Source organism: Promicromonospora sp. AC04 (assembly GCF_003058225.1).
In the GTDB taxonomy this organism is placed as follows: Bacteria; Actinomycetota; Actinomycetes; order Actinomycetales; family Cellulomonadaceae; genus Promicromonospora.
Genome location: NZ_QBUG01000011.1, coordinates 146,444 through 165,721 on the forward strand (window position 1 = coordinate 146,444; position 19,278 = coordinate 165,721).

Sequence of the window (19,278 nt, forward strand, 5' to 3'; positions counted from 1 at the left end):
TCAGCGACGAGGCTGGCCCCGGACCGCAGAGAGGCGGTTGCAGTGGCGACGCAGGCGAACGTGGCGAGGCAGGTGCGCGGTGGGCGGTACGAGCCCCTGCCGGCACGAAGTCGGAAGTCGCTGCTGAGACGGATCGGCGACAACAGGACGCTGCTCCTCATGTGCCTCCCGGCCATCGTCTTCTTCCTCGTCTTCAGCTACGCCCCCATGCCAGGGGTGTGGATCGCGTTCACGAACTTCAACTACCGGGACGGGATCTTCGGGAGCCCGTTCGTGGGGCTGAGGAACTTCGAGTTCCTGATCCAGTCCGGGCAGCTGTGGCTGCTCACCAAGAACACGATCCTCTACAACGTGGCCTTCATCGTCCTCGGGAACATCCTGCAGATCGCGCTGGCGATCATGCTGAACGAGATCAGGTCGAAGTACTTCAAGAAGATCAGCCAGGCCGCGATGTTCCTGCCGTACTTCATCTCGGTGGTCCTCGTCGGCGTCATCGCGTTCAACCTGCTGAACTACGACACCGGCGTCGTCAACGCGCTGATCGAGCAGTCCGGCGGGGACCCGCTCAAGATCTACAGCATGGCCGGCCTCTGGCCGATCATCATCATTCTCTTCTGGCTCTGGCAGAGCACCGGATACGGCTCCATCGTCTACTTCGCCGCGATCATGGGAATCGACAACTCCCTGTTCGAGGCCGCGGCGATCGACGGGGCATCGGCCTGGCAGCGCATCCGGTACATCATTCTCCCGAGCCTGAAGCCCACGTTCATCATTCTTCTCCTGTTCTCGCTGGGCGGGATCATGTCGGGGAACTTCGGCCTGTTCTGGAACCTGGTCGGGAACAATGCCGCCCTCTTCCAGACGACCGACATCATCGAGACGTCCGTGTACCGGATGATCATCTCCCAGAACAATTTCACGTCGTCCACGGCGGTGGGGCTGTACCAGTCCCTTTTCGGATTCGCCCTGGTCATGACGTGCAACTACGTCGTGCGAAAGATCAACGAAGACTATGCGCTGTTCTGACAGAAGAGACGGAAAAGAGGGTACGAGATGACTGCCGTCGTCGCGACGAAGCGACCGCGCAAGGTCAAGGCCGGCAAGGACGACCTCGTGCTGCGGGGTATCTCCTACCTCGGCGTCACGCTGTTCGCCGCATTCTGCGCGTTGCCCTTCGTCTTCATCGTCTCGGCGTCGCTCTCCAGCGAGTCCGCGATCATGAGGGACGGGTTCGGGCTGCTGCCCAACGAGTTCACGTTCGCCGCCTACGAGTACATATTCAAGGCGCCCCAACAGATCATCGGCTCCTACGTCGTGACGATCACGATGACGGTCGCGGGCACCGCGCTCGGGCTGTTCATCATCGCCATGACGGGATATGCCTTGCAGCGCAAGGACTTCCCGTTCCGGAACGGCATATCGTTCTTCATCTACTTCACCACGCTGTTCTCCGCCGGGCTGGCGCCGACCTTCATCTGGATCTCGCGCTACCTCGAGCTGCGGGGGAGCTATCTGGCGGTATTCCTCCAGCTCCTGATGACCCCGTGGCTCATCATCCTGATGAAGAACTTCGTGCGGTCCGTGCCTCACGAGATCGTCGAGTCCGGAAAGGTCGACGGGGCGGGCGACTTCCGGATCTTTCTCCAGCTCGTGCTCCCGATGATGAAACCCGCGCTGGCCACCATCGGCCTTTTCCTGGCCCTCGGCTACTGGAACGAGTGGTACCTGTCCTCGCTCTATCTCGGCAGCACCGTGGAGTTCAAACCGCTCCAGTACCACCTGTACAACCTCATCAACACGGCGAACGCACTGCGCAATTCGGTGGCCGGCTCGAACGTCAGCATCACGGACCTGCCGAGCAACACCCTGAAGATGGCGAGCGCCGTCGTCGCGACCGGGCCGATCGTGCTCGTCTACCCCTTCGTCCAGAAGTACTTCGTCAGCGGGATCACGGTGGGGGCGGTGAAGGGCTGACGATCGTCCGTCCGGGCGGAACACCTGCAAGACAGAACACCTGCAATTCGAAACACCTGCAAGAACCAACAAAACTAGGGAGTCTCAACGATGAGAAAGTCTCTCGTCAGGACCGGGGCCGCGGCCCTCGCACTGGCCATGAGCGTGACCGCCCTCGCGGCCTGTGGCCCGGGCGGCGGCGAAGAATCCGGCGAGCCGACCGAGATCACGATGCTCGTGCTCGGCGACAAGCCCACCAACGGCCGCCTCGAGGCCATGCTGGAGAAGCTGAACGTGCGGCTGGAGGAGGAGGCGAACGCCCACCTCGACCTGTTCTACGTGGAGTGGGCCGACTGGCAGACCCAGTACAACGTCCAGCTCCTGTCCGGCGACGACAACGTCGACCTGATCACGACCGCGACGGACTGGCTCTTCGCCTGGGAGAACGCCGAGAAGGGCGCGTTCCTGCCGCTGTCCGAGGAGATGCTCCAGGAGAACGCGCCGAAGACCTGGGACCAGGTCGACGCCGCCGGGGACTGGGACCTCACCAAGCTGGACGACGGGCAGATCTACTTCATCCCCGAGGACAACTTCACCCAGTGGACCAACCACGGGTTCTTCTACCGCGGCGACTGGGCAACGGAGGCGGGCTTCGAGGACGGCACGATCACGAAGTTCGAGGACTTCACCACCTACTTCGAGTGGGTCAAGGAGAACCAGCCGGACGCCTACCCGTGGGACATCGCGGGACCCAACGACGCCGCGCTGACCGGGTACCTCCAGGGGCACACCGACGGCCAGACGATCCAGCAGGTGAGCGCCGGGATCTACTTCCCGTTCCAGACCACGGAGTCGGACCCCTACACGGTGTCATCCTGGTACATGGAGGGCGACGAGCTCCTGGAGGCCGCTGAGCTGGCGAAGGAGTGGAACGACATCGGCGTCTGGCGCGAGGACGCGCTGAACTACGACGGCGACACGCGGGAGGAGTTCTTCGCGGGCCTGTCCGGCGCGGACCAGCACCACACGCAGACGTTCGTCGGCTCGATCGTGGACAACATGACCAAGAAGCAGCCCGGGTCCGACCCGAAGTTCTTCTACTGGGGCCAGGAGAACGGGAACTACTTCCGGGACATCCTCACGCACGGGGCCATGGCCGTCAGCGCCAACTCGGCCAACCCCGAGAAGGCACTCGAGGTCTACGACGTCCTGCGCAACGACGAGGAGGCCTACAAGCTGCTCAACTTCGGCATCGAGGGCACCGACTACGTCATGACCGACGACGGCAAGCTCGGCTACCCCGAAGGCTACGACTCGTCCACCGACGCCCTGGGGTCGAACTTCTGGGGTGGCCGCATGGACGAGTTCGAGCCGGACCGGGTCACGGACGCGCCGAACAAGCAGGAGATCTACGACGAGCTCGACGCGTCGGCGAAGGACTACGAGTACTCGACGCTCGTCGTTAACAAGGACCTGATCGATCCCACGCTGGCGGCCATGGGCGGCGTGCTCTCCGAGTACATCCCGCAGCTCCAGTACGGCAAGTTCGACGACCCGGCCGCCGCAATCGACGAGATGCGGCAGAAGCTGAACGACGCGGGCTACGAGGACGCCCGGGCCGCGATCCAGACCGACATGGATGCCTGGGCGGAAGAGCGCGGCCTGGAGTAGTCCCCAGCCGTGACCATCGTGCTGTGCGGGCCCGTACGCGGGCGGCGTCGGGCCCGCGCAGCACGCCCGGAGAGACCCGGCAGTCCCGACAGTCCCGACCCGAGAGACCCGTCCCGAGAGACAAGGCGATCGTGAGCAGAACCGGAATCTTCGATGCGGACTCACCGCTCCTGCGGTTCCTGACCAGGATCGCGGACCTGATGATCCTCAACCTCGTGTTCGTGGCCACGTCCGTCCCGGTCGTGACCCTGGGGGCATCGCTGACCGCTCTCAACTACACCGCCATGCGGATCGGGACGAACGAGTGCGAGTCCGTGACGGGCGACTACCTCAGGTCGTTCCGGGCGAACTTCCGGCAGGCAACCCTCCTGGGGCTGGTCGTGGCGTTCCTCGCGCTGGTCCTCGCGGCCTGGTACGTGGCCGTGGAGGTCCTCGACCTCTCCCCCGTCGCCCAGCTCGTACTGCAGGCGATCTGCTACCTGGTGGCCTTCCGGGTGGTGCTGGTCGCCCTGTACGCGTTTCCCTACCTGGCGAAGTTCGAGAACAGCCTGCGGGACGTGCTGAACAACTCGCGCCTCATGTCGGCCCGGCACCTGGCCGCGTCACTGACCGTCGTCGTGGTCACCGCGCTGCCCGTCGTCATCACGGTCTTCTACCCGGCGTCGACGGCGTACGGCCTGCTCTGGTTCCTGATCGGGTTCGCGGGAACGGCCTTCGTGAACGGGGTCGTGTTCACGAGCGTCTTCGACAAGTACATCGCACCCAAGACAACCGTCTCTCCGGAGAGCTCAGCAGAAAGCGCAGGTGTGCAGTGACCGAGACGACCGCGACCGCCGTCGCCCTCGGCCCCTCGGGGCTCGTGCTCGACGGCGGCGAGCAGGTGCGCCTGTGCGCCTCCCTGTTCTACTTCCGCATCCCGCGCGAGTCGTGGGCCGCCCGCCTCGAGGCAGTGCGGGCGTCGGGCTACGACCTCATCGACGTGTACGTCCCGTGGAACTTCCACGAGGTCGCCCCCGGGCGGTGGGACTTCGAGGGGCGGCGCGACGTCGCCGCGTTCCTCGACCTCGCGCACGCCGCCGGCCTGCGGGTGATCGCCCGCCCGGGCCCGTACATCTGCTCGGAGTGGGACGGCGGTGCCCTGCCCGCGTGGCTCACCCTCGAGGAGGGGCTGCGGCTCCGGCAGGCCGAGCCGCGCTACCTCGCGCACGTGGAGGCCTGGTTCGACCAGGTCCTCCCCCTGCTCGCCGCACGCGAGCACGGGCGCGGCGGCGCGGTGGTCGCGGTCCAGCTCGAGAACGAGCTCGACTTCTTCGACTGCGCGGACCGCGCCGGATACGTCGGCCGGCTGCGCGACCTCGCCCTCCGGCACGGGATCGGCGTACCGCTCGTCGCGTGCGCGGGGCAGGGCGACCTGACGGGCGCCACGGGCGACGTCGACGGCGTCGCGCCCGCCTTCAACTTCTACCCGGACGACCGCTCGGCGTTCGTCGAGCCCGAGGTCCGGCGCTACGCGGACCTCGTCGCGGGCCGCGGCCTGCCGCTCCTCGTCACCGAGACGAACCGGCTGCACGCCACGCTCCGGCGGCTGGTCGTCAGCGGGGCCAAGGTCGTCGCGCCCTACCTCCAGGCGTCGGGGTACGACTTCGGCTGGACGCCGTCGGTCGGCAACTGGGGCGACCCGGGCGGCTTCATGTCGCACGACTACGACTTCGGCGGTTACCTCGACCCCGTCGGCGCCCCGCGCCCCGAGCACGCGGAGGCGCGCGTCCTGGCCGCGGTCCTACGCACGCTCGGCCCGGCACTCGCCCGGGCCTCGGCCGAGGCCGCGCCCGGCGCGTTCACCGCCGACGTCGCCACGAGCGCGTCGCCCTCCCGTCTCCTGCTCGACGGCGGCGGCGAGCTCCTCGGCATCCCGAACCTGACCGAGGAGGCGGGCACGGTCACGCTGCCCGCGCCCGCCTCCGCATCGGCACCCGGGGACGGGGACGCGTCCGCTCAGATCACGGTCCCGCTACCCCCGGCGTCGTGCCTCCTCGTCCTGCGCGACCTGCCCCTGGCGTCCTACGGCCTGCCCGGCACGCTCCGCCTCACCACCGCCGACCTCGTCGGCGCCGGGCCGGACGGCCTCACGCTGTCGGCGCGCGCCAAGAGCGTGATCATCCTCGGGATGCCCGACGGCGACGTCGCGGCCGCCGACCTCGCCGCCCCCGCCCCGGGCGCCCCGGTCCGGGCGACGCTCGAAGCGGGCGGTACGACGTGGGACGTCGTCGTGCTCCACCCCGACGACGTCGGCGACCCGCTTGCGGCCCCGCCCGCCGAGGGTGCGCCCGTGCTGATCGGGACGGCCACCCGCCTCGACCTCGGCACCCGGACGGGCGCCACTGCGCGGCACGACCTGCCGCCGTCGTCCGAGGCGCTCGGCGTCTACCGCGGACGCACGCACTACGGCGCCGACGTCGAGGGCCTGACCGAGCTGCTCCTGCAGGGCGCCTCGGACATCGTGGACCTGACGCTGGACGACGACGTCCGGCCCGCCCTCGCCCGATTCGGCGCCTCGGTCCTGGTGCCGGTCGCGGGAGCGCGCCGGCTGGAGGCCACGGTCGAGACCTGGGGCCACGCCAACTTCGACGACGCGCGGCTCCCCGCCCTGCGGACGGGGTCGCTGCGCGGGCTCGGGCGGGTGTGGTCCGTCGTCGGGCGCGAGGACGTGTCCGCGCTGTGGGAGGTCTCGGGCGAGGGAACCTGGTCCGGCGACCCCGCGCCCCTGCGGACGCTGACGGGCTGGAGCAGCACGCGGGTCGGCGCTCCGGTCACGTACCGGCGCGGCCTGCCCGTCGACGGGCGATCGCACCACGCGCTGCACCTCGACGGGGTCGAGGGCTCGGCGCAGGTGGTCGTAGACGGCGTCACCCACGCAGTCACGCAGGACGAGCCGTGGCTCTCCCTCGCGCCCGGCGAGGGCTCGGACGTCGCGATCACGGTGCCGCACCGGCCGGGCGCCGGGCTGCGCGCCGAGCTGCTCCGGCTCGAGCCGGTGCGCGGCTGGGACGTCGAGCCGCAGCCCGACGACGCCCTCCTGGAGCTCGCCGCGACCGGCGCGACCGGCGAGCGGGTGAGCCTCCCGCTCGACCTCTCCCCCGGCGACGAGGCCTGGTTCGACGCCGAGGTCCCGGCCGGCGGGCTCTCGCTCCGGTTCGAGGGCCGGCAGGTCCGCGTCAGCGCCTTCGCGGGCGGCGAGCTGCTCGGTCGCGCCTGGCTCGACGACCCCGCCCGGCCGCGCTTCACCGGCGGTGACGCCACCCGGCTCTGGCTGCCCGCCGCGTGGAATACTGGGACGATCCGATTAATGGTCCGCGCGACGCGAGGGGAGGTGCCCCCGCTGCTCGGGCGCGTGCGTGCCACCGTGGTCCAGGAGTGAACATGGCTGCCCCCAGAAGGACGTCGCGCGACATCCGCAGCGAGTCCCGGCTGGACGTCCTGCACGCGGTCCTCGTCGCGGGAGAGACCACGCGGAACGAGATCACCGCGACCACCGGGCTCAGCCCGTCCACTGTCGCGACGGTCGTCGGTGAGCTGATCACCGAGGGCATCGTCATCGAGACGAAGCTGACCATCGGCCGGGTGGGCCGGCCCACCGCGACCCTAACGATGAACGCCGCCCGCGGGCGCGTCGTCGGCATCGACGTCGCCGAGACGTACGTGCGCGCCGACATGTTCGACGCCGCGCTCAACGAGGTCGCTTCCGTCGAGGAACCGCGGGACGAGCACGTCCTCGACCCGGCTACCGTCGTCGAGGGGATCGGCAACGCGCTCGACAAGGTCCTCGAGCAGGGCGGCGCCACCCGTGCCGACATCCTCGGCGTCGGCGTCGCGCTCCCCGGGCTCGTCCAGGGCTCGTCGGGCGTGTCCGTCGTCGTGCCGCACTGGAACTGGCACCGGGTCGAGCTCGAACACCTGCGGGAACGCGTGGGCCTGCCGCTCATCATCGACAACCCCCTCAAGGTGATCGCTACCGCCGAGCTCTGGCTCGGCCGCGGCCGGTACTGCTCCAGCATGGTCACCATCAACCTCGGCACCGGCGTCGGTGCCGGGATCGTGCTCGAGGGCCACGTCCTGCGCGGCGCCACCAACTCCGCCGGCGAATGGGGCCACTCCCTACTCGTCCTCGACGGCCGCCTGTGCCGCTGCGGGCGGCACGGCTGCGTCGAGGCGTACATCGGCGCTGCCGGCATCCAGCAGACCCTCCGCGAGATCGAGCCCCTCCATCCCCTCGCCGACCTCACCATGCAGCGCGACTTCATCAGCTCCATGGCCGAGGCCGCCGAACGGCCCGACGCCGACTCCGCCGTCCAGCAGACCATCGAGCGCACCGCCTACTACCTCGGGTCGGCGCTGGCCGACCTCGTAGCGGTCATCAATCCAGAGCTCGTCACGCTCACCGGCTGGACCACGTGGGCGCTCGGCGAGCACCTGCTGCCCGCGACGCGCGCCAGGCTGATCGAGCAGGCACCCGGCCGTTCCGCCGACGACCTGCGCCTCGAGGTCTCGACCGTCCGCGGCAACTCGGTAGCGACGGGCGTCGCGACGATCGCGCTGGAGCGGTTCCTGACCGACGTCGGCCTCCTGACGACGCGGCTCCCGAACGCGCTCTGACGGCGCGGGCGCCCGTCCCATCTCCTGTGGGACGGGCGCCCGCGTCTCGGCTCACGGCGGTCAGCCGGCGGCCACCCCGCCGCGCTCTTCGTCGAGCTGTGCGTACAGAAGCCGCTCTTCGTGCTCGAACCCGTTCCGCGAGTACATGCCCACCGAGTCCGGCGAGGTGTGGACCGTGATGTGCTCCGCACCGTGCAGCGAGGCGGTCGCCATGACCGCACGGACCAGCCGCCCGCCGATCCCGCGGTCGCGGTGCTCGGGCATGACGTAACAGGACTGCAGGTCGCCGGACAACCGCTGGATCGCCCCGACCTTGGGCACCCGCGGCGTCAGGGCGAGCCACGCCATCCCGATCACCTGATCGCCGAGGACCGCGACGTGCGGCACGTGCGTGTCCCGATGTGCTCGGGCCCAGTCGGCCGCCCGGGGGACGTAGTCGGCATCGTCGTCCACCGCGTCGGCTCCTTCCCGCTCCGCGGTCCACAGCCAGCGCAGCCGCACGGTCTGCTCCAGCTCGTCGTCTCGTGCGACCCGCACCTCGATCCGTTCAGCAACGTTCTCGACCATGCCGGGATCCTATGGCCGGTGGCTTGACGCCTACTCCCAGACCGTCAGCTCGAAGGTCAGCTTCCAGGCGGTCTGCTCGTAGTCGACGACGAACACCCGCGCGAACCGGCCTTCACTGGACCGCGCGCACACCCACTGCCCCATCACCTCGAACGGGCTGACCTGGTTCGTCGACGCCGTCGCGGCCTGGCAGTCCGCGAACTCCGGCTCCCGGTCGAACGTGCTCATCTCCTCGTTCATCAGGTAGATGCCGTCGACGCAGAAGTCGCCCCTGGGCGCGCCCCAGGCGGGCTCCGTGCTGTCGAGATCCACGCAGTCGCCGGAGTACAGGCTCATCGGTCCCGCGGATGCCCTCCGGAGCGTTCCCGGCGCCGGGCCCGCGGGCTCCGCCTCGTCGGCCGCGGGCGGCGAGGGGACAGCAGGAGGTGAGGGCGTCGGCGTCGGCGAGGGGGATGGCGTCGGGGAAGGTGATGGGACCGGCCGCTCCGTCGTCGGCGTCGGGCTGGGACCACCCGTGTCCTCGGTATCTCCCGCTTCCGACGCTGTGACCGTGACGGTGACGGTCGGGGACGGGGGCACGGCCAGCGGTCCTGGCCCGTCGGCGGCAAGCGTGACGACGGCGGTGATCAGGCCGCCGATCACGGCGATGATCCCTCCGATGATCGCTGCCCGGATCTCGACCGGGATCTGCCGAAAGCGCTCGAGGCCCCCGCCCGACCCGGCCGCACGGTTTCGCTCGGGCATATCCGACATGATGCGCTATCTGGCGGCACCTGACCAGCATCGACCGTGCAGGTGCCCGACGACTCGAGGGCGACGACCTGCCGCGTCGCAGACGCTGACGAGCTCAGTCGCCGGTCTCGGGCGACACCGCCAGCCGGGTGTTCCAGGGGTCCGCGAAGCGCAGGGTGTCGCCGTCGTCAGCGGTGGGGATGTCGTGGAACCGGAGGCGGTCCGCGAGGGCTTCGACGTCGTCCCGGGTTGGGACGAGGATCCGGACGTCGCCGAGGCCGAGGGACGCGGCGCGGGGCGCCGCGCCCGCGCTGTGCCAGGTGTTCATGCCGATGTGGTGGTGGTAACCGCCGGCCGAGACGAACAGGGCGGACTCCATGTGCGCGGTGACGTCGAACCCGAGCGTGTCCACGTAGAACCGGCGCGCGGAGGCGATGTCGCCGACCTGCAGGTGCACGTGCCCGACGGCGGCGGAGGCGCCGGCGTCGGGCACGTCGGGGTCGTGCCAGCGCCGCAGGAACTGGTTCGGGTCGAGGTACTCGCTGGCCATCGCGACCGTCCCGTCCGGGTGCACGGTCCAGTCCTCGCGGGGGCGGTCGCGGTACAGCTCGACCCCGTTGCCCTCGGGGTCGGTGAAGTAGAACGCCTCGCTCACCAGGTGGTCGGCGCTGCCGGTGAAGGTCTGCGGCACCCGCTCGGCCATGGAGGCCAGCGATGCGGCCAGCCGCCGCTCGTCCTCGAAGACGATGGCGGTGTGATAGAGCCCGGCACCGCGCGGATCCGCGCCCGGCAGGTCCCGCTCCTGGCGGAGCACCATGATCGGCACACCGCCGCGGCCGAGCGTGGCGGTGGCGCCGGCCTGGTCGAGGACGTCGAGGGTTACCGCGTCCTGGTAGTACGCGGTCATGGCGTCCAGATCGCGCACGAGCAGCTCCACGGTGTTCATCCGGGTGCCGTCGGGTGCCGTCCCCGCGGTGGCGACGCTGTCCGGACGCCACGCGGGGACGGGCTTCGGCGCGCTCATGCCGCGCTCCTTGCGATGACCTGATGTGTGTTCGGCATGACGCGTCCTTTCAGCTGGTTCCGGCGGATCAGTCGACGAGGGCGAAGCCGCCCGCCCAGGAGATCTTCTCGGCGCCCGCGAGGGTGATCTGCAGGAAGCCGATGGCCTCCAGCTCCCGCGCCCGCTTGAGCGACCCCGCGTCGACGGCGCGCAGCCCGGCCGCGGTGACGAGGTCGACGAGGGTCTGCTTGGCAGCTGCGTCGTCGCCGGCGACGAGCACCGCCGTCTGCACGGGGCCGGCCGTGCCGGTGCCGAGGGTGGCGCCGAAGTTGGCGTTGAACGCCTTGAGGACGTTCGCCCCGGGTACGGCATCCTGCAGCAGCTTGGCGGCCGAGGAGTCGGCGGGGACGGTGAGGTTGTCGAAGGTGCTGAAGTCGACGGGGTTGCTGACGTCCACCAGGACCTTGCCGTCGAGCGCACCCGGGTAGGTGGCCAGCACGTCCGCCACCGCGGGGTGGGGAACGGCCAGCACGACGATCTCACCCGTGATCGCGTCACCGACCGCGCCGGACGTGCCGCCCAGCGGGCCGGCGACCGCCTGCGCCTTCTCCACGTCGCGGGCGAGGACCTGGACGCCCGTCCCGCCCTTCGCCGCGATGCCCGCGACGACGCTGCCGAGGTTTCCTGCTCCGATGACGGTGACCGTGCTCATGTTCGCTCCAGATGGTTGTCGCAACAAGTAACGCTCGTAGTCTCGCACCAAATAGCTTGTCGCGTCAACCAAACGGTAGGCTGAGGGCTGTGAAGCGACGCGTACCCCGGATGAACGAGCAGGAGTCCCAGGCCTGGCTGGGCCTGACCACCGTGTTCCAGCTGCTGCCCTCCGCGCTCGACAGGCAGCTCCAGCGCGACTCCGGGCTGACGCACTTCGAGTTCGTGGTGCTGTCCGCGCTCCAGCTCACCCCGGGGCCGACGATGCGCATGACAGCGCTCGCCGAGGCCACAGACGCCACCCTGCCGCGGCTGTCCCATGTGTGCGGGCGCCTGGAGAAGCGCGGCCTCATCGTCCGCTCCCCCTGCCCCGAGGACGGCCGCGCCACCAACGTGGGCCTGACGGGCGACGGCCGACGCGAGCTGATCCGCTCCGTCCCCGGCCACATCGCGATGGCGCGACGGCTCGTCATCGACGCGCTCACGCCCGACCAGCTCGACGCGCTGACCGAGATCACCGGCGTGATCGCCGCGAGGCTCGCCGACGAGTCGGGCCACCCCCGGGTGACTTAACCGCCGAGGTCGTGCCACGGTGAGACCGTGACCGCGCCCGACCAGACCGACCTCGACGAAGCGATCGACGCGCTCTACGCCGCGCCGCTCGAAGGCTTCGTCGCCGCCCGCGACGCTGCGGCCCGGCAGGCGGCGGACGGCGGCGACCAGCTCGGCGCCGCGCGCGTGAAGCGCCTGCCGAAGCCGTCGGTCGCGGCCTGGGTGGTCAACCACGTCGCACGGGAGCGCCGGGCGGACGTCGCGGCGCTCACCGCCGTCGGCGACGAGCTGCGGGCGGCGACGCAGGACCGGGACCGCGGCCGCATCCGGGCGCTGGACCACCTGCGGCGGGAGCGCACCGATGCCCTGGTCCGGGCCGTGCGCGAGGCCGGTGAGGTGGGCGGGCGGCCGGTCTCGGCGGCGGTGCTGGACCGCCTCACCGAGACGCTGACCGCCGCGGTCATGGACGCGGACGCCGCAGCCGTCGTTCGGGCCGGACGCCTCTCCCGCGCGCTGCAGCACTCCGGGTTCGGGATAGTTGACGAGCTCGGCGAGGAGGCCGATCTCGTCGCGTTGCGCCCCGCGAGGGCCGACGTCGGGCCGGAGGGGGCTGAGGCCGAAGGCATGCCGCCCGGGCCCGGCCTGGAGGCCGCGGAGCAGGCGGTCGAGGAGACGTCCGCGCAGGTGGACCGGCTGGAGGCGCGGCGGGACGATGCGCGCGAGCGGCTACGCACCGCGGACGCGGCGATCGAGCACGGCGAGGGCGACGTGGCGCGTCTGGACCGGGAGCTCGAGCGGCTGACCGCCGAGCACGCCAGGGCCCGCCGTGAACTGGACAAGGCCCGGTCAGCGGCGGGAAAGGCTCGCGCGGACCTGGCCGCCGTCGAGGACGAGCTCGGCGACGCGGAGGAGCGCGCGGCCCAGGCGCGCCGCCGTCGGCGGGAGGCGCAGGGGCAGTGAGCCGGGCCGCGGCCTGGGCGCCCGCTCGAAGCGAGCGGGCGCTGCGCTCGGCCCGCCGCGCGGCCTGTCGCACGGCCCGACGCCGGACGCGCCGACGTCGGGCCTGCTGCCGGACGGTCGCGGGCTCGCTAGGAGTTCTTGTCGACGGTGGGCACGGGCTTCGGCTCCTTGCCGACCGAGGGCACGGGCTTGGGCTCGTTACCGACCGAGGGCGCGGTCGACGGCTCCCCGGGAACGGAAGGAACCGGCGACGGCGCGGCCGACGGCTCCCCAGGAGCACTGGGTACCGGCGACGGCTCGGCGGAGGGCTCGGTCGTCGCCTCATCCGGAGCCGAGGGCGCGGGCGAGGGCTCCGCGGCAGCCGACGGCACGGCCGACGGTTCCTGGTCCCCGGAGACAGCCGCGTCGGCCGCGGTGCACGCGGTCGCCAGGAGCACGACGACGAGGTCGCTGCCGGCAGCGGCGACACCGCGTGCAGCGATACCCCGGGGTGCGCGGCCTCGACGGCGGGGCGCGTCGGTGTTGGAGCGGAAGGGACTGTTCGCTTGGTGGAGAGTCACAAAGCGGTCAGTGTCCACCGGCGCACGCCCGATGACAGGGTCCAAATGTGACCTGGCCCACACCGAGCCCTCGGGGCCGGGGCGCGGCCCGCGGCGCGGCTACGTGAGTATCCGGTCGAGGGCGGCGAACCAGTTCGCGGCGATCTTGACGTTGCCGCTGTCGTTCGGGTGGACACCGTCATAGGCGTCGGTCGCCGGGTCGAACCCGGTCCACTGGTCGACCACGACGATCGGCGACCGCTCGGTGGACAGGCCGGCCGCCCACGCCGGGATCTGGGAGTTGAGGTCGATCGCACGCTGCCCGCAGTCAGGACAGCTGAAGGACTCGTCCGGCTCCAGCGGGATGATCTGCGCGACCAGGATGATCGCGTCCGGGTTGAGGCCGCGCAGGTCCGTCACGATCGAGGTGTACGCGTCGAGGATCTGCGCCGGCGGGACGTTCGACCAGACGTCGTTGGTGCCGAAGTGCACCAGCAGCACCTCAGGCGTGTTCAGCTCCAGCCACCGCCGGGTGTCGCCGTTCGCGACCGAGCTGGTGACCTGGTAGCCCCCGTGGCCCTCGTTGTCCGGGTCCGATCCGGTCGGGAGACAGCCCTGGGACTGCGACCCGACGAAGTCGACGTCGCGCCCGGTGTCAACCAGCAGCTGCCACAGGTTCCCGCGCCAGCAGCCGGGGCTGCCGGTGATCGAGTCACCCATCGGCATGATCGAGACAGGATCGGCCGACGGCGTGGTCCGACCGGCGGCGATGTCGGCGTCCCAGCCGACGTCGGAGCCAGAGCTGGAGCCAGTGCGGCCGACGCCGCCGCCGATCTGGCGGCCCTCCTCGGCGAACGCGGGTCCGACCGGGACCACCGGCAGCGCGGCGGCCGCGAGCGCACCGACGGCCAGGCCGACCAGCACAAGGACTCTTCGCGTTCGATCTCTTCGCATGTCCACGTCCTCTGAGAGTGGGACCGGCAGGTCGATGGGCTCTCCGAACGAAGGTATCCCGCGCGCACAGCCCTCGGAAGACCGGGCGGCAGGACCTAAACGTTCCGCATCCCGCCTCCGCGAACCAGCGGATCGCCTAACTCTTGCCGATCCTCTCGACCTTCACGCTGCTCCCGTCGTCGGCCAGGGCGGAGAGCGCCTTGGAGTCCAGCAGGATCGAGCACGGGCCGATGATCACCGCGCGAGCCTGGCCATGATCGCTGCGACCTCGTCCTCGTCGACCGCACCGTGCTTGGTCTCCGTGCTCTGGAGCACGTCGTCGAGAGCGTCCCGTTCGAGCTGTCGTGCAACCGCTCGAGCAACGTAGGCAGAAAAGCCGCACGATCCAGCCCTGGCGCGAACATCCTCGGAGGTGGTCACGAGCATGGTGACCGAATGCTTCTTAAAGCCGGCAGCAGCGGACATGCTCCATTCCTACCTACTTGAAGTAGGAATTGTGTGCCACAGAACTTCGGGGACAGTCACCGCCGCCGGTAGGCCTCCAACCAGCGGTACTCGATCCTGCGAGCGTGGAGCAGCCAGCAACCTCGGGAGGGGTCCCAGCTTGTAGGTGATCTGATCCGTGTGGCCGGAGTGATCCCGCTGCTTCCGAGACGCTTTGGAGCAATCATGCTGACTCGTCGTCTTTCACTGCTCGCGGCCGCATCTGTCGTGGCCGCACTGCTCGCAATCACCGCGGCCGCTCTCTTTGCTGATCAGTCCGCGGTCCAGCGGGGACCAGCAGCGATGGCCACGGTCACCCCAGGGGCTTCCTCCCCGTCAGCGTCACCGTCCCCGTCACCGATCCCGTCCGACGAACAGATCAGCAGCGTGTCCACCGAGGTTTGCGAGGGTGAGGCGGTCTACAACTTCGAAAGTGCGCCGTACAAGGGCGACGGTCCGCATCCGATGACCGTCGTCGTGCCGATGTCGAGTGCCTACAGTCTGGAGCTGCCATCGATCCTGCTGCCGGACCGGTGGGATCCCGTCGGTGGTGGAGACGCCCAGGCCGAACCCAATGATCCCCGGCACGACGAGATACAGCTCGTTGTCTGCGACGACGCTGTAGCAACCGGCGACGTGATCGGAACCTGTGAGTACGACGAACCGGGTAGCTCAGGAACCATGGATGTCGTCGAGGCGGAACACACCTTGGTCGTCAGGGAAGCGCGCACCGGACGGCACATCACCGAGCTCACGCTGCAAGGCAGCGCAAGTGCCCAGGAGTCGTGCCCCGCCATCGTGATGGACTACGGCACGACGCAGATCGCACAAGCCCTGAACGACGACATCGTCGCAGCTGAGCTCCGCATCTTCTATCAAGGCAAGGCCAAGACGCCCTGATCGGGAGGGGTCCCGTTCGGAGTCGCTGAGCCTCGCCGTGGTTGCGTCGTTAGTCTTCGGCTATTTCTCGACCAAGCGGATCGCGACGATCACGACGCCCGACCACATCGAGACGCGGACCCTGTCCAGGACCCGGCAGACCGCCTGGCGCGACATCCAGGCCATCGAGATCAGGGGCAGCGCCAAGACCGGTCAGCGGGTCTTCGTCCGCGACGCCGCCGGCGAACAGTTCCGCCTGCCGCACCTGGACTCGGAAAACCTGGAGTCGTCGTTCGAGGACGAGGTGTCCGCGCTGACGAGCCTGTGGGAGCAGCGGGCGGCTGACCGCGGTCGCGGCCGGCGGTGCCTCGCCCTCGACCCGCATTGATCGAACCATTCCCCCGCGCCAACGGCCCACACCTTGACCACTCCCCCCACTCGTCCGTAGATTGCTGGCAGTTCATCGGATGTTTGCAGAGGAGCGGGCATGCCCACGATCACAGGTGTCCGTGTCGAGGACGTCCGGTTCCCGACGTCGGCCACGGCCGACGGCTCCGACGCGATGAACAAGGACGCCGACTACTCGGCGGCCTACGTCGTCCTCGAGACGGACGCCGCCGACCCGGCCGACCCCGACGGCGCAGCCCTCGGCGGGTACGGGCTGACGTTCACGATCGGCCGGGGCAACGACATAGTCGCCGAGGCGGCACGCCAGCAGGCGGCGATGCTCGTCGGCCGGGACTTGGACGAGCTCGCCGCCGACATGGGCGCCGTCTACCGCGACCTGACCGCCGACAGCCAGCTGCGCTGGCTCGGGCCCGAGAAGGGTGTGGTGCACCTGTCGCTGGCCGCGGTGCTCAACGCGGCCTGGGACCTGGTCGCGCGCCGCGCGGGCAAGCCGCTGTGGCGCGTGCTGGTCGACATGACCCCGGAGGAGCTGGTCGACGTCGCCGACCTGCGCTACCTCTCCGACGCGCTGACGCGCGACGAGGCGCTGGAGATCCTGCGGGCCCGCGCGGCGACCAAGCACGAGCGGCTGGCCCACCTGGAACGGACCGGCTACCCGGTCTACACGACGTCGGCCGGGTGGCTCGGCTACAGCGACGACAAGCTGCGGCGGCTGTGCCAGGAGGCCGTCGACGCCGGGTACCACCACGTGAAGCTCAAGGTCGGGGCGAATCTGACCGAGGACGTCCGCCGGCTGACGATCGCGCGGGAGGTGCTGGGCCCCGACCGCGCGCTGATGATCGACGCCAACCAGGTCTGGGACGTGCCGCAGGCGATCGAGTGGATGGGCGTGCTGGCCCGGTTCGACCCGCTGTGGATCGAGGAGCCCACGTCGCCCGACGACATCCTGGGACACGCGGCCATCCGCCGCGCCGTCGCACCGGTCGGGGTGGCGACGGGCGAGCACTGCCACAACCGGGTGATGTTCAAACAGCTCTTCCAGGCCGAGGCGATCGACTACTGCCAGCTCGACACCGGGCGGCTCGCGAGCATCAACGAGATAGTCGCCGTCCTGCTGCTCGCGGCGAAGTTCGGCGTGCCGGTGTGCCCGCACGCGGGCGGCGTCGGCCTGTGCGAGATGGTGCAGCACGTCTCGGTGCTCGACTACGTGGCGATCGGCGGCGACCTCACGGGCCGCGTGACCGAGTACGTGGACCACCTGCACGAGCACTTCACCGACCCGTGCGTCGTCGCGGACCGGGGCGCGGGCACCGCGTACGTGCTGCCGTCCCGGCCGGGGTACTCCACGCAGATGTACGAGGAGTCCATCGACCGGTTCAGGTTTCCGCACGGGACGTACTGGGTGAGCGATACTGCGGTCCATGTCCCGCACTGACGAGGTCGTCGACGGCATCCGCAGGATGATCCTCGACGGACAGCTCCGGCCCGGTGACCGCCTGCCGGTCGAGAAGGATCTGGCCGACACGCTCCAGGTCTCCCGCGGCTCGCTGCGGGAGGGGGTGCGTGCCCTGTCGATCCTCGGCGTCGTCCATACCCGCCAGGGTGACGGCACCTACGTCACCAGCCTCGATCCGGCCCGGCTGCTCTCCCCCATGGCCCTGGTCCTGGACCTGCAGGACGACGGCGCCATGCCCGCGTTCCACAGCGTGCGCCGCGTGCTCGAGACCGAGGCCGCCGGGCTCGCCGCCAGCCGGATGCCCGATGCCGCCGTGGCCGAGGCGCGGACCATCCTGGACGAGGTCACCAAGGTCCTGCACGGCACGCCCGTGGACCACGACAGGTTCATCGAGATCGACATCGCGTTCCACCGCGTCATCGCGGCGCACACCGGCAACCCGGTGCTGGAGGCCCTCATCGAGTCGTTCGCCGGCCGCACCGTCCGGGCGCGCCTGTGGCGTGTCCTGCACACCGAGGGCATCGAGCAGCGCACGCACGGCGAGCACGAGGCCATCTGGCGCGCGCTCGCCGCGCACGACCCCGAGGCGGCCCGGATCCGGATGGCGAGCCACCTCCTGGGCGTCGAGGACTCACTCCCCCGCCCGGAGATCCTGGACGAAGACGCATAACCCCCGGCAGGCCTTGGTTGTGGGCGCGATCGTTGCGACTACGCGTCCGTCTTAGGCGCAACGATCGCGCCCACAACCAAGAGGCCTACTCGTAGAGGACCGCGGCGATGTCCTCGTCGTCGATGTTGGTCTTGTCGTACCAGTAGAAGCCCGAGTCGATGACCGGCTCGAGCTCCTCGCCGTTGATGGCCGCCACTGCCGCCTTGACGGTCTCGTAGCCCATCTTGATCGGGTCCTGGGTGATCGCCCCGGCCATGAGCCCGTCGCGGATCGCGTCGGTCTGCGCCTTGCCGGAGTCGAAGCCGATCACCGTGAGCTTGCCCGACTTGCCGGTCTCCTGCACCGCCTTGACCACGCCGATGGCGGAGCCCTCGTTGGTGCCGTAGATGCCCTTGAGGTCGGGGTGGGCCTGCAGGATCGCCTTCGCGGCGTCGGCGGACTTGAGCTGGTCGCCCGCGGCGTACTGCGTGTCAACGATCTCGATGTCCGGCGCGTTCTCCAGGATGTACTGGGTGAACCCCTCGACCCGCTGCTGCCCGGTCTGCGACGTCTGGTCGTGCCCGACGATCGCGATCTTGCCGCTGCCGACGAGCTCGGCCATGTGCTTGGCCGCCTCGGCCGACGCGGCCAGGTTGTCGGTGGACACGGTGGTCACCGGCACCTCCGAGTCGACGCCGGAGTCGAAGGCGATGACGGGGATCCCGCGCGACTCGGCGTCGGTCATCATCGGGATGGACGCCTCGGAGTCGAGGGCCGCGTAGCCGATGGCGTCCGGGTTCTTGTCCAGGGCCGTCTGGAGCATGGTGAGCTGCTTCTCGACCTCGGTCTCCGTCTCGGGCCCCTCGAACGTGACCTCGACGTCGAGCTCGGCCGCGGCGTCGTCGGCCCCCTGCTTGACGGCCTGCCAGAACTGGTGCTGGAAGCCCTTGGAGACCAGGGCGACGTAGGGCTTGTCCCCTGCCCCTGTCTCGCCGCCGCCCGAGCCGCCCGAGCCGCACGCCGCGAGCGCGAGCATCGCGACGACGGATGTTGTGGCCGCCGCTACCGCGGCGAACCGCCTGCGCTTGGTGCTGTTGACGTTCATACC

General features: G+C 70.0%; 20 protein-coding genes. 12 read left to right on the forward strand and 8 right to left on the reverse strand.

The window, feature by feature from the left end; translation table 11 throughout:
- The first annotated feature begins 42 nt into the window (after positions 1 to 42).
- From C8K30_RS25065 to C8K30_RS25085, 6 genes are all read left to right on the forward strand, one after another.
- A complete protein-coding gene (locus tag C8K30_RS25065; RefSeq protein ID WP_233257434.1) occupies positions 43 to 1,026 on the forward strand; it encodes a sugar ABC transporter permease in 984 nt (327 codons plus the stop codon).
- 27 nt (positions 1,027 to 1,053) lie between these two features.
- Entirely contained in the window at positions 1,054 to 1,974 is a 921-nt protein-coding gene (locus C8K30_RS25070) for a carbohydrate ABC transporter permease (RefSeq protein WP_108495621.1), read from the forward strand.
- A 90-nt stretch (positions 1,975 to 2,064) separates the two neighbouring features.
- Entirely contained in the window at positions 2,065 to 3,624 is a 1,560-nt protein-coding gene (locus C8K30_RS25075) for a DUF3502 domain-containing protein (protein WP_108495622.1), read from the forward strand.
- 131 nt (positions 3,625 to 3,755) lie between these two features.
- Positions 3,756 to 4,439: a YesL family protein gene (locus C8K30_RS30500; RefSeq protein ID WP_146197592.1), complete on the forward strand. Its 684-nt coding sequence runs from the start codon at positions 3,756 to 3,758 to the stop codon at positions 4,437 to 4,439.
- Positions 4,436 to 7,042, forward strand: coding sequence for a beta-galactosidase (locus C8K30_RS25080; RefSeq protein WP_158281125.1), 2,607 nt, complete (start codon positions 4,436 to 4,438; stop codon positions 7,040 to 7,042). Before C8K30_RS30500 ends, C8K30_RS25080 begins: the two co-directional genes overlap by 4 nt.
- Positions 7,043 to 7,044: 2 nt before the next feature.
- On the forward strand, positions 7,045 to 8,277 hold the full coding sequence (locus C8K30_RS25085) for an ROK family transcriptional regulator (RefSeq protein WP_108495624.1): 1,233 nt from the start codon (positions 7,045 to 7,047) through the stop codon (positions 8,275 to 8,277).
- A gap of 60 nt (positions 8,278 to 8,337) precedes the next feature.
- Here the strand turns inward: C8K30_RS25085 and C8K30_RS25090 are convergent, their stop codons facing one another.
- From C8K30_RS25090 to C8K30_RS25105, 4 genes are all read right to left on the reverse strand, one after another.
- Positions 8,338 to 8,844: a GNAT family N-acetyltransferase gene (locus tag C8K30_RS25090; protein WP_108495625.1), complete on the reverse strand. Its 507-nt coding sequence runs from the start codon at positions 8,842 to 8,844 to the stop codon at positions 8,338 to 8,340.
- 30 nt (positions 8,845 to 8,874) lie between these two features.
- Positions 8,875 to 9,588, reverse strand: a complete 714-nt coding sequence (locus tag C8K30_RS31050; protein ID WP_199230692.1) for a hypothetical protein — start codon at positions 9,586 to 9,588, stop codon at positions 8,875 to 8,877.
- A gap of 103 nt (positions 9,589 to 9,691) precedes the next feature.
- A complete protein-coding gene (locus tag C8K30_RS25100; protein ID WP_108495626.1) occupies positions 9,692 to 10,600 on the reverse strand; it encodes a VOC family protein in 909 nt (302 codons plus the stop codon).
- Positions 10,601 to 10,667: 67 nt separating this feature from the next.
- Entirely contained in the window at positions 10,668 to 11,291 is a 624-nt protein-coding gene (locus C8K30_RS25105; protein ID WP_108495627.1) for an NADPH-dependent F420 reductase, read from the reverse strand.
- Between the two features lie 89 nt (positions 11,292 to 11,380).
- Between C8K30_RS25105 and C8K30_RS25110 the strand changes: the two genes are divergently transcribed.
- Positions 11,381 to 11,863, forward strand: a complete 483-nt coding sequence (locus C8K30_RS25110) for a MarR family winged helix-turn-helix transcriptional regulator (protein ID WP_233257435.1) — start codon at positions 11,381 to 11,383, stop codon at positions 11,861 to 11,863.
- 27 nt (positions 11,864 to 11,890) lie between these two features.
- Positions 11,891 to 12,802, forward strand: a complete 912-nt coding sequence (locus tag C8K30_RS25115) for a hypothetical protein (protein ID WP_108495629.1) — start codon at positions 11,891 to 11,893, stop codon at positions 12,800 to 12,802.
- 128 nt (positions 12,803 to 12,930) lie between these two features.
- On the opposite strand, the gene C8K30_RS25120 is transcribed toward C8K30_RS25115, so the two are convergent.
- The 3 genes from C8K30_RS25120 to C8K30_RS25130 form a co-directional block, all read right to left on the reverse strand.
- Positions 12,931 to 13,362, reverse strand: coding sequence for a hypothetical protein (locus C8K30_RS25120; protein ID WP_108495630.1), 432 nt, complete (start codon positions 13,360 to 13,362; stop codon positions 12,931 to 12,933).
- Between the two features lie 99 nt (positions 13,363 to 13,461).
- Positions 13,462 to 14,295: an SGNH/GDSL hydrolase family protein gene (locus C8K30_RS25125; RefSeq protein WP_108495631.1), complete on the reverse strand. Its 834-nt coding sequence runs from the start codon at positions 14,293 to 14,295 to the stop codon at positions 13,462 to 13,464.
- A 234-nt stretch (positions 14,296 to 14,529) separates the two neighbouring features.
- Positions 14,530 to 14,760 carry a CopG family transcriptional regulator gene (locus tag C8K30_RS25130; RefSeq protein ID WP_108495632.1) on the reverse strand — a complete coding sequence of 77 codons (231 nt, stop codon included), beginning with the start codon at positions 14,758 to 14,760 and terminating at the stop codon, positions 14,530 to 14,532.
- Positions 14,761 to 14,964: 204 nt separating this feature from the next.
- On the opposite strand from C8K30_RS25130, the gene C8K30_RS25135 reads away from it, so the two are divergent.
- The 4 genes from C8K30_RS25135 to C8K30_RS25150 all read left to right on the forward strand — a co-directional run bounded on the left by C8K30_RS25135 (position 14,965) and on the right by C8K30_RS25150 (position 18,191).
- A complete protein-coding gene (locus C8K30_RS25135) occupies positions 14,965 to 15,678 on the forward strand; it encodes a hypothetical protein (RefSeq protein ID WP_146197593.1) in 714 nt (237 codons plus the stop codon).
- A gap of 37 nt (positions 15,679 to 15,715) precedes the next feature.
- Entirely contained in the window at positions 15,716 to 16,045 is a 330-nt protein-coding gene (locus C8K30_RS25140) for a PH domain-containing protein (protein ID WP_108495634.1), read from the forward strand.
- 99 nt (positions 16,046 to 16,144) lie between these two features.
- Positions 16,145 to 17,500, forward strand: coding sequence for an enolase C-terminal domain-like protein (locus C8K30_RS25145; protein ID WP_108495635.1), 1,356 nt, complete (start codon positions 16,145 to 16,147; stop codon positions 17,498 to 17,500).
- Complete coding sequence (locus C8K30_RS25150) at positions 17,487 to 18,191, forward strand: FadR/GntR family transcriptional regulator (protein WP_108495636.1); 705 nt, start codon at positions 17,487 to 17,489, stop codon at positions 18,189 to 18,191. The genes C8K30_RS25145 and C8K30_RS25150 overlap by 14 nt, the downstream gene beginning before the upstream one ends.
- 85 nt (positions 18,192 to 18,276) lie before the next feature.
- On the opposite strand, the gene C8K30_RS25155 is transcribed toward C8K30_RS25150, so the two are convergent.
- Complete coding sequence (locus C8K30_RS25155; protein ID WP_108495637.1) at positions 18,277 to 19,275, reverse strand: ABC transporter substrate-binding protein; 999 nt, start codon at positions 19,273 to 19,275, stop codon at positions 18,277 to 18,279.
- Positions 19,276 to 19,278 lie beyond the last annotated feature (3 nt).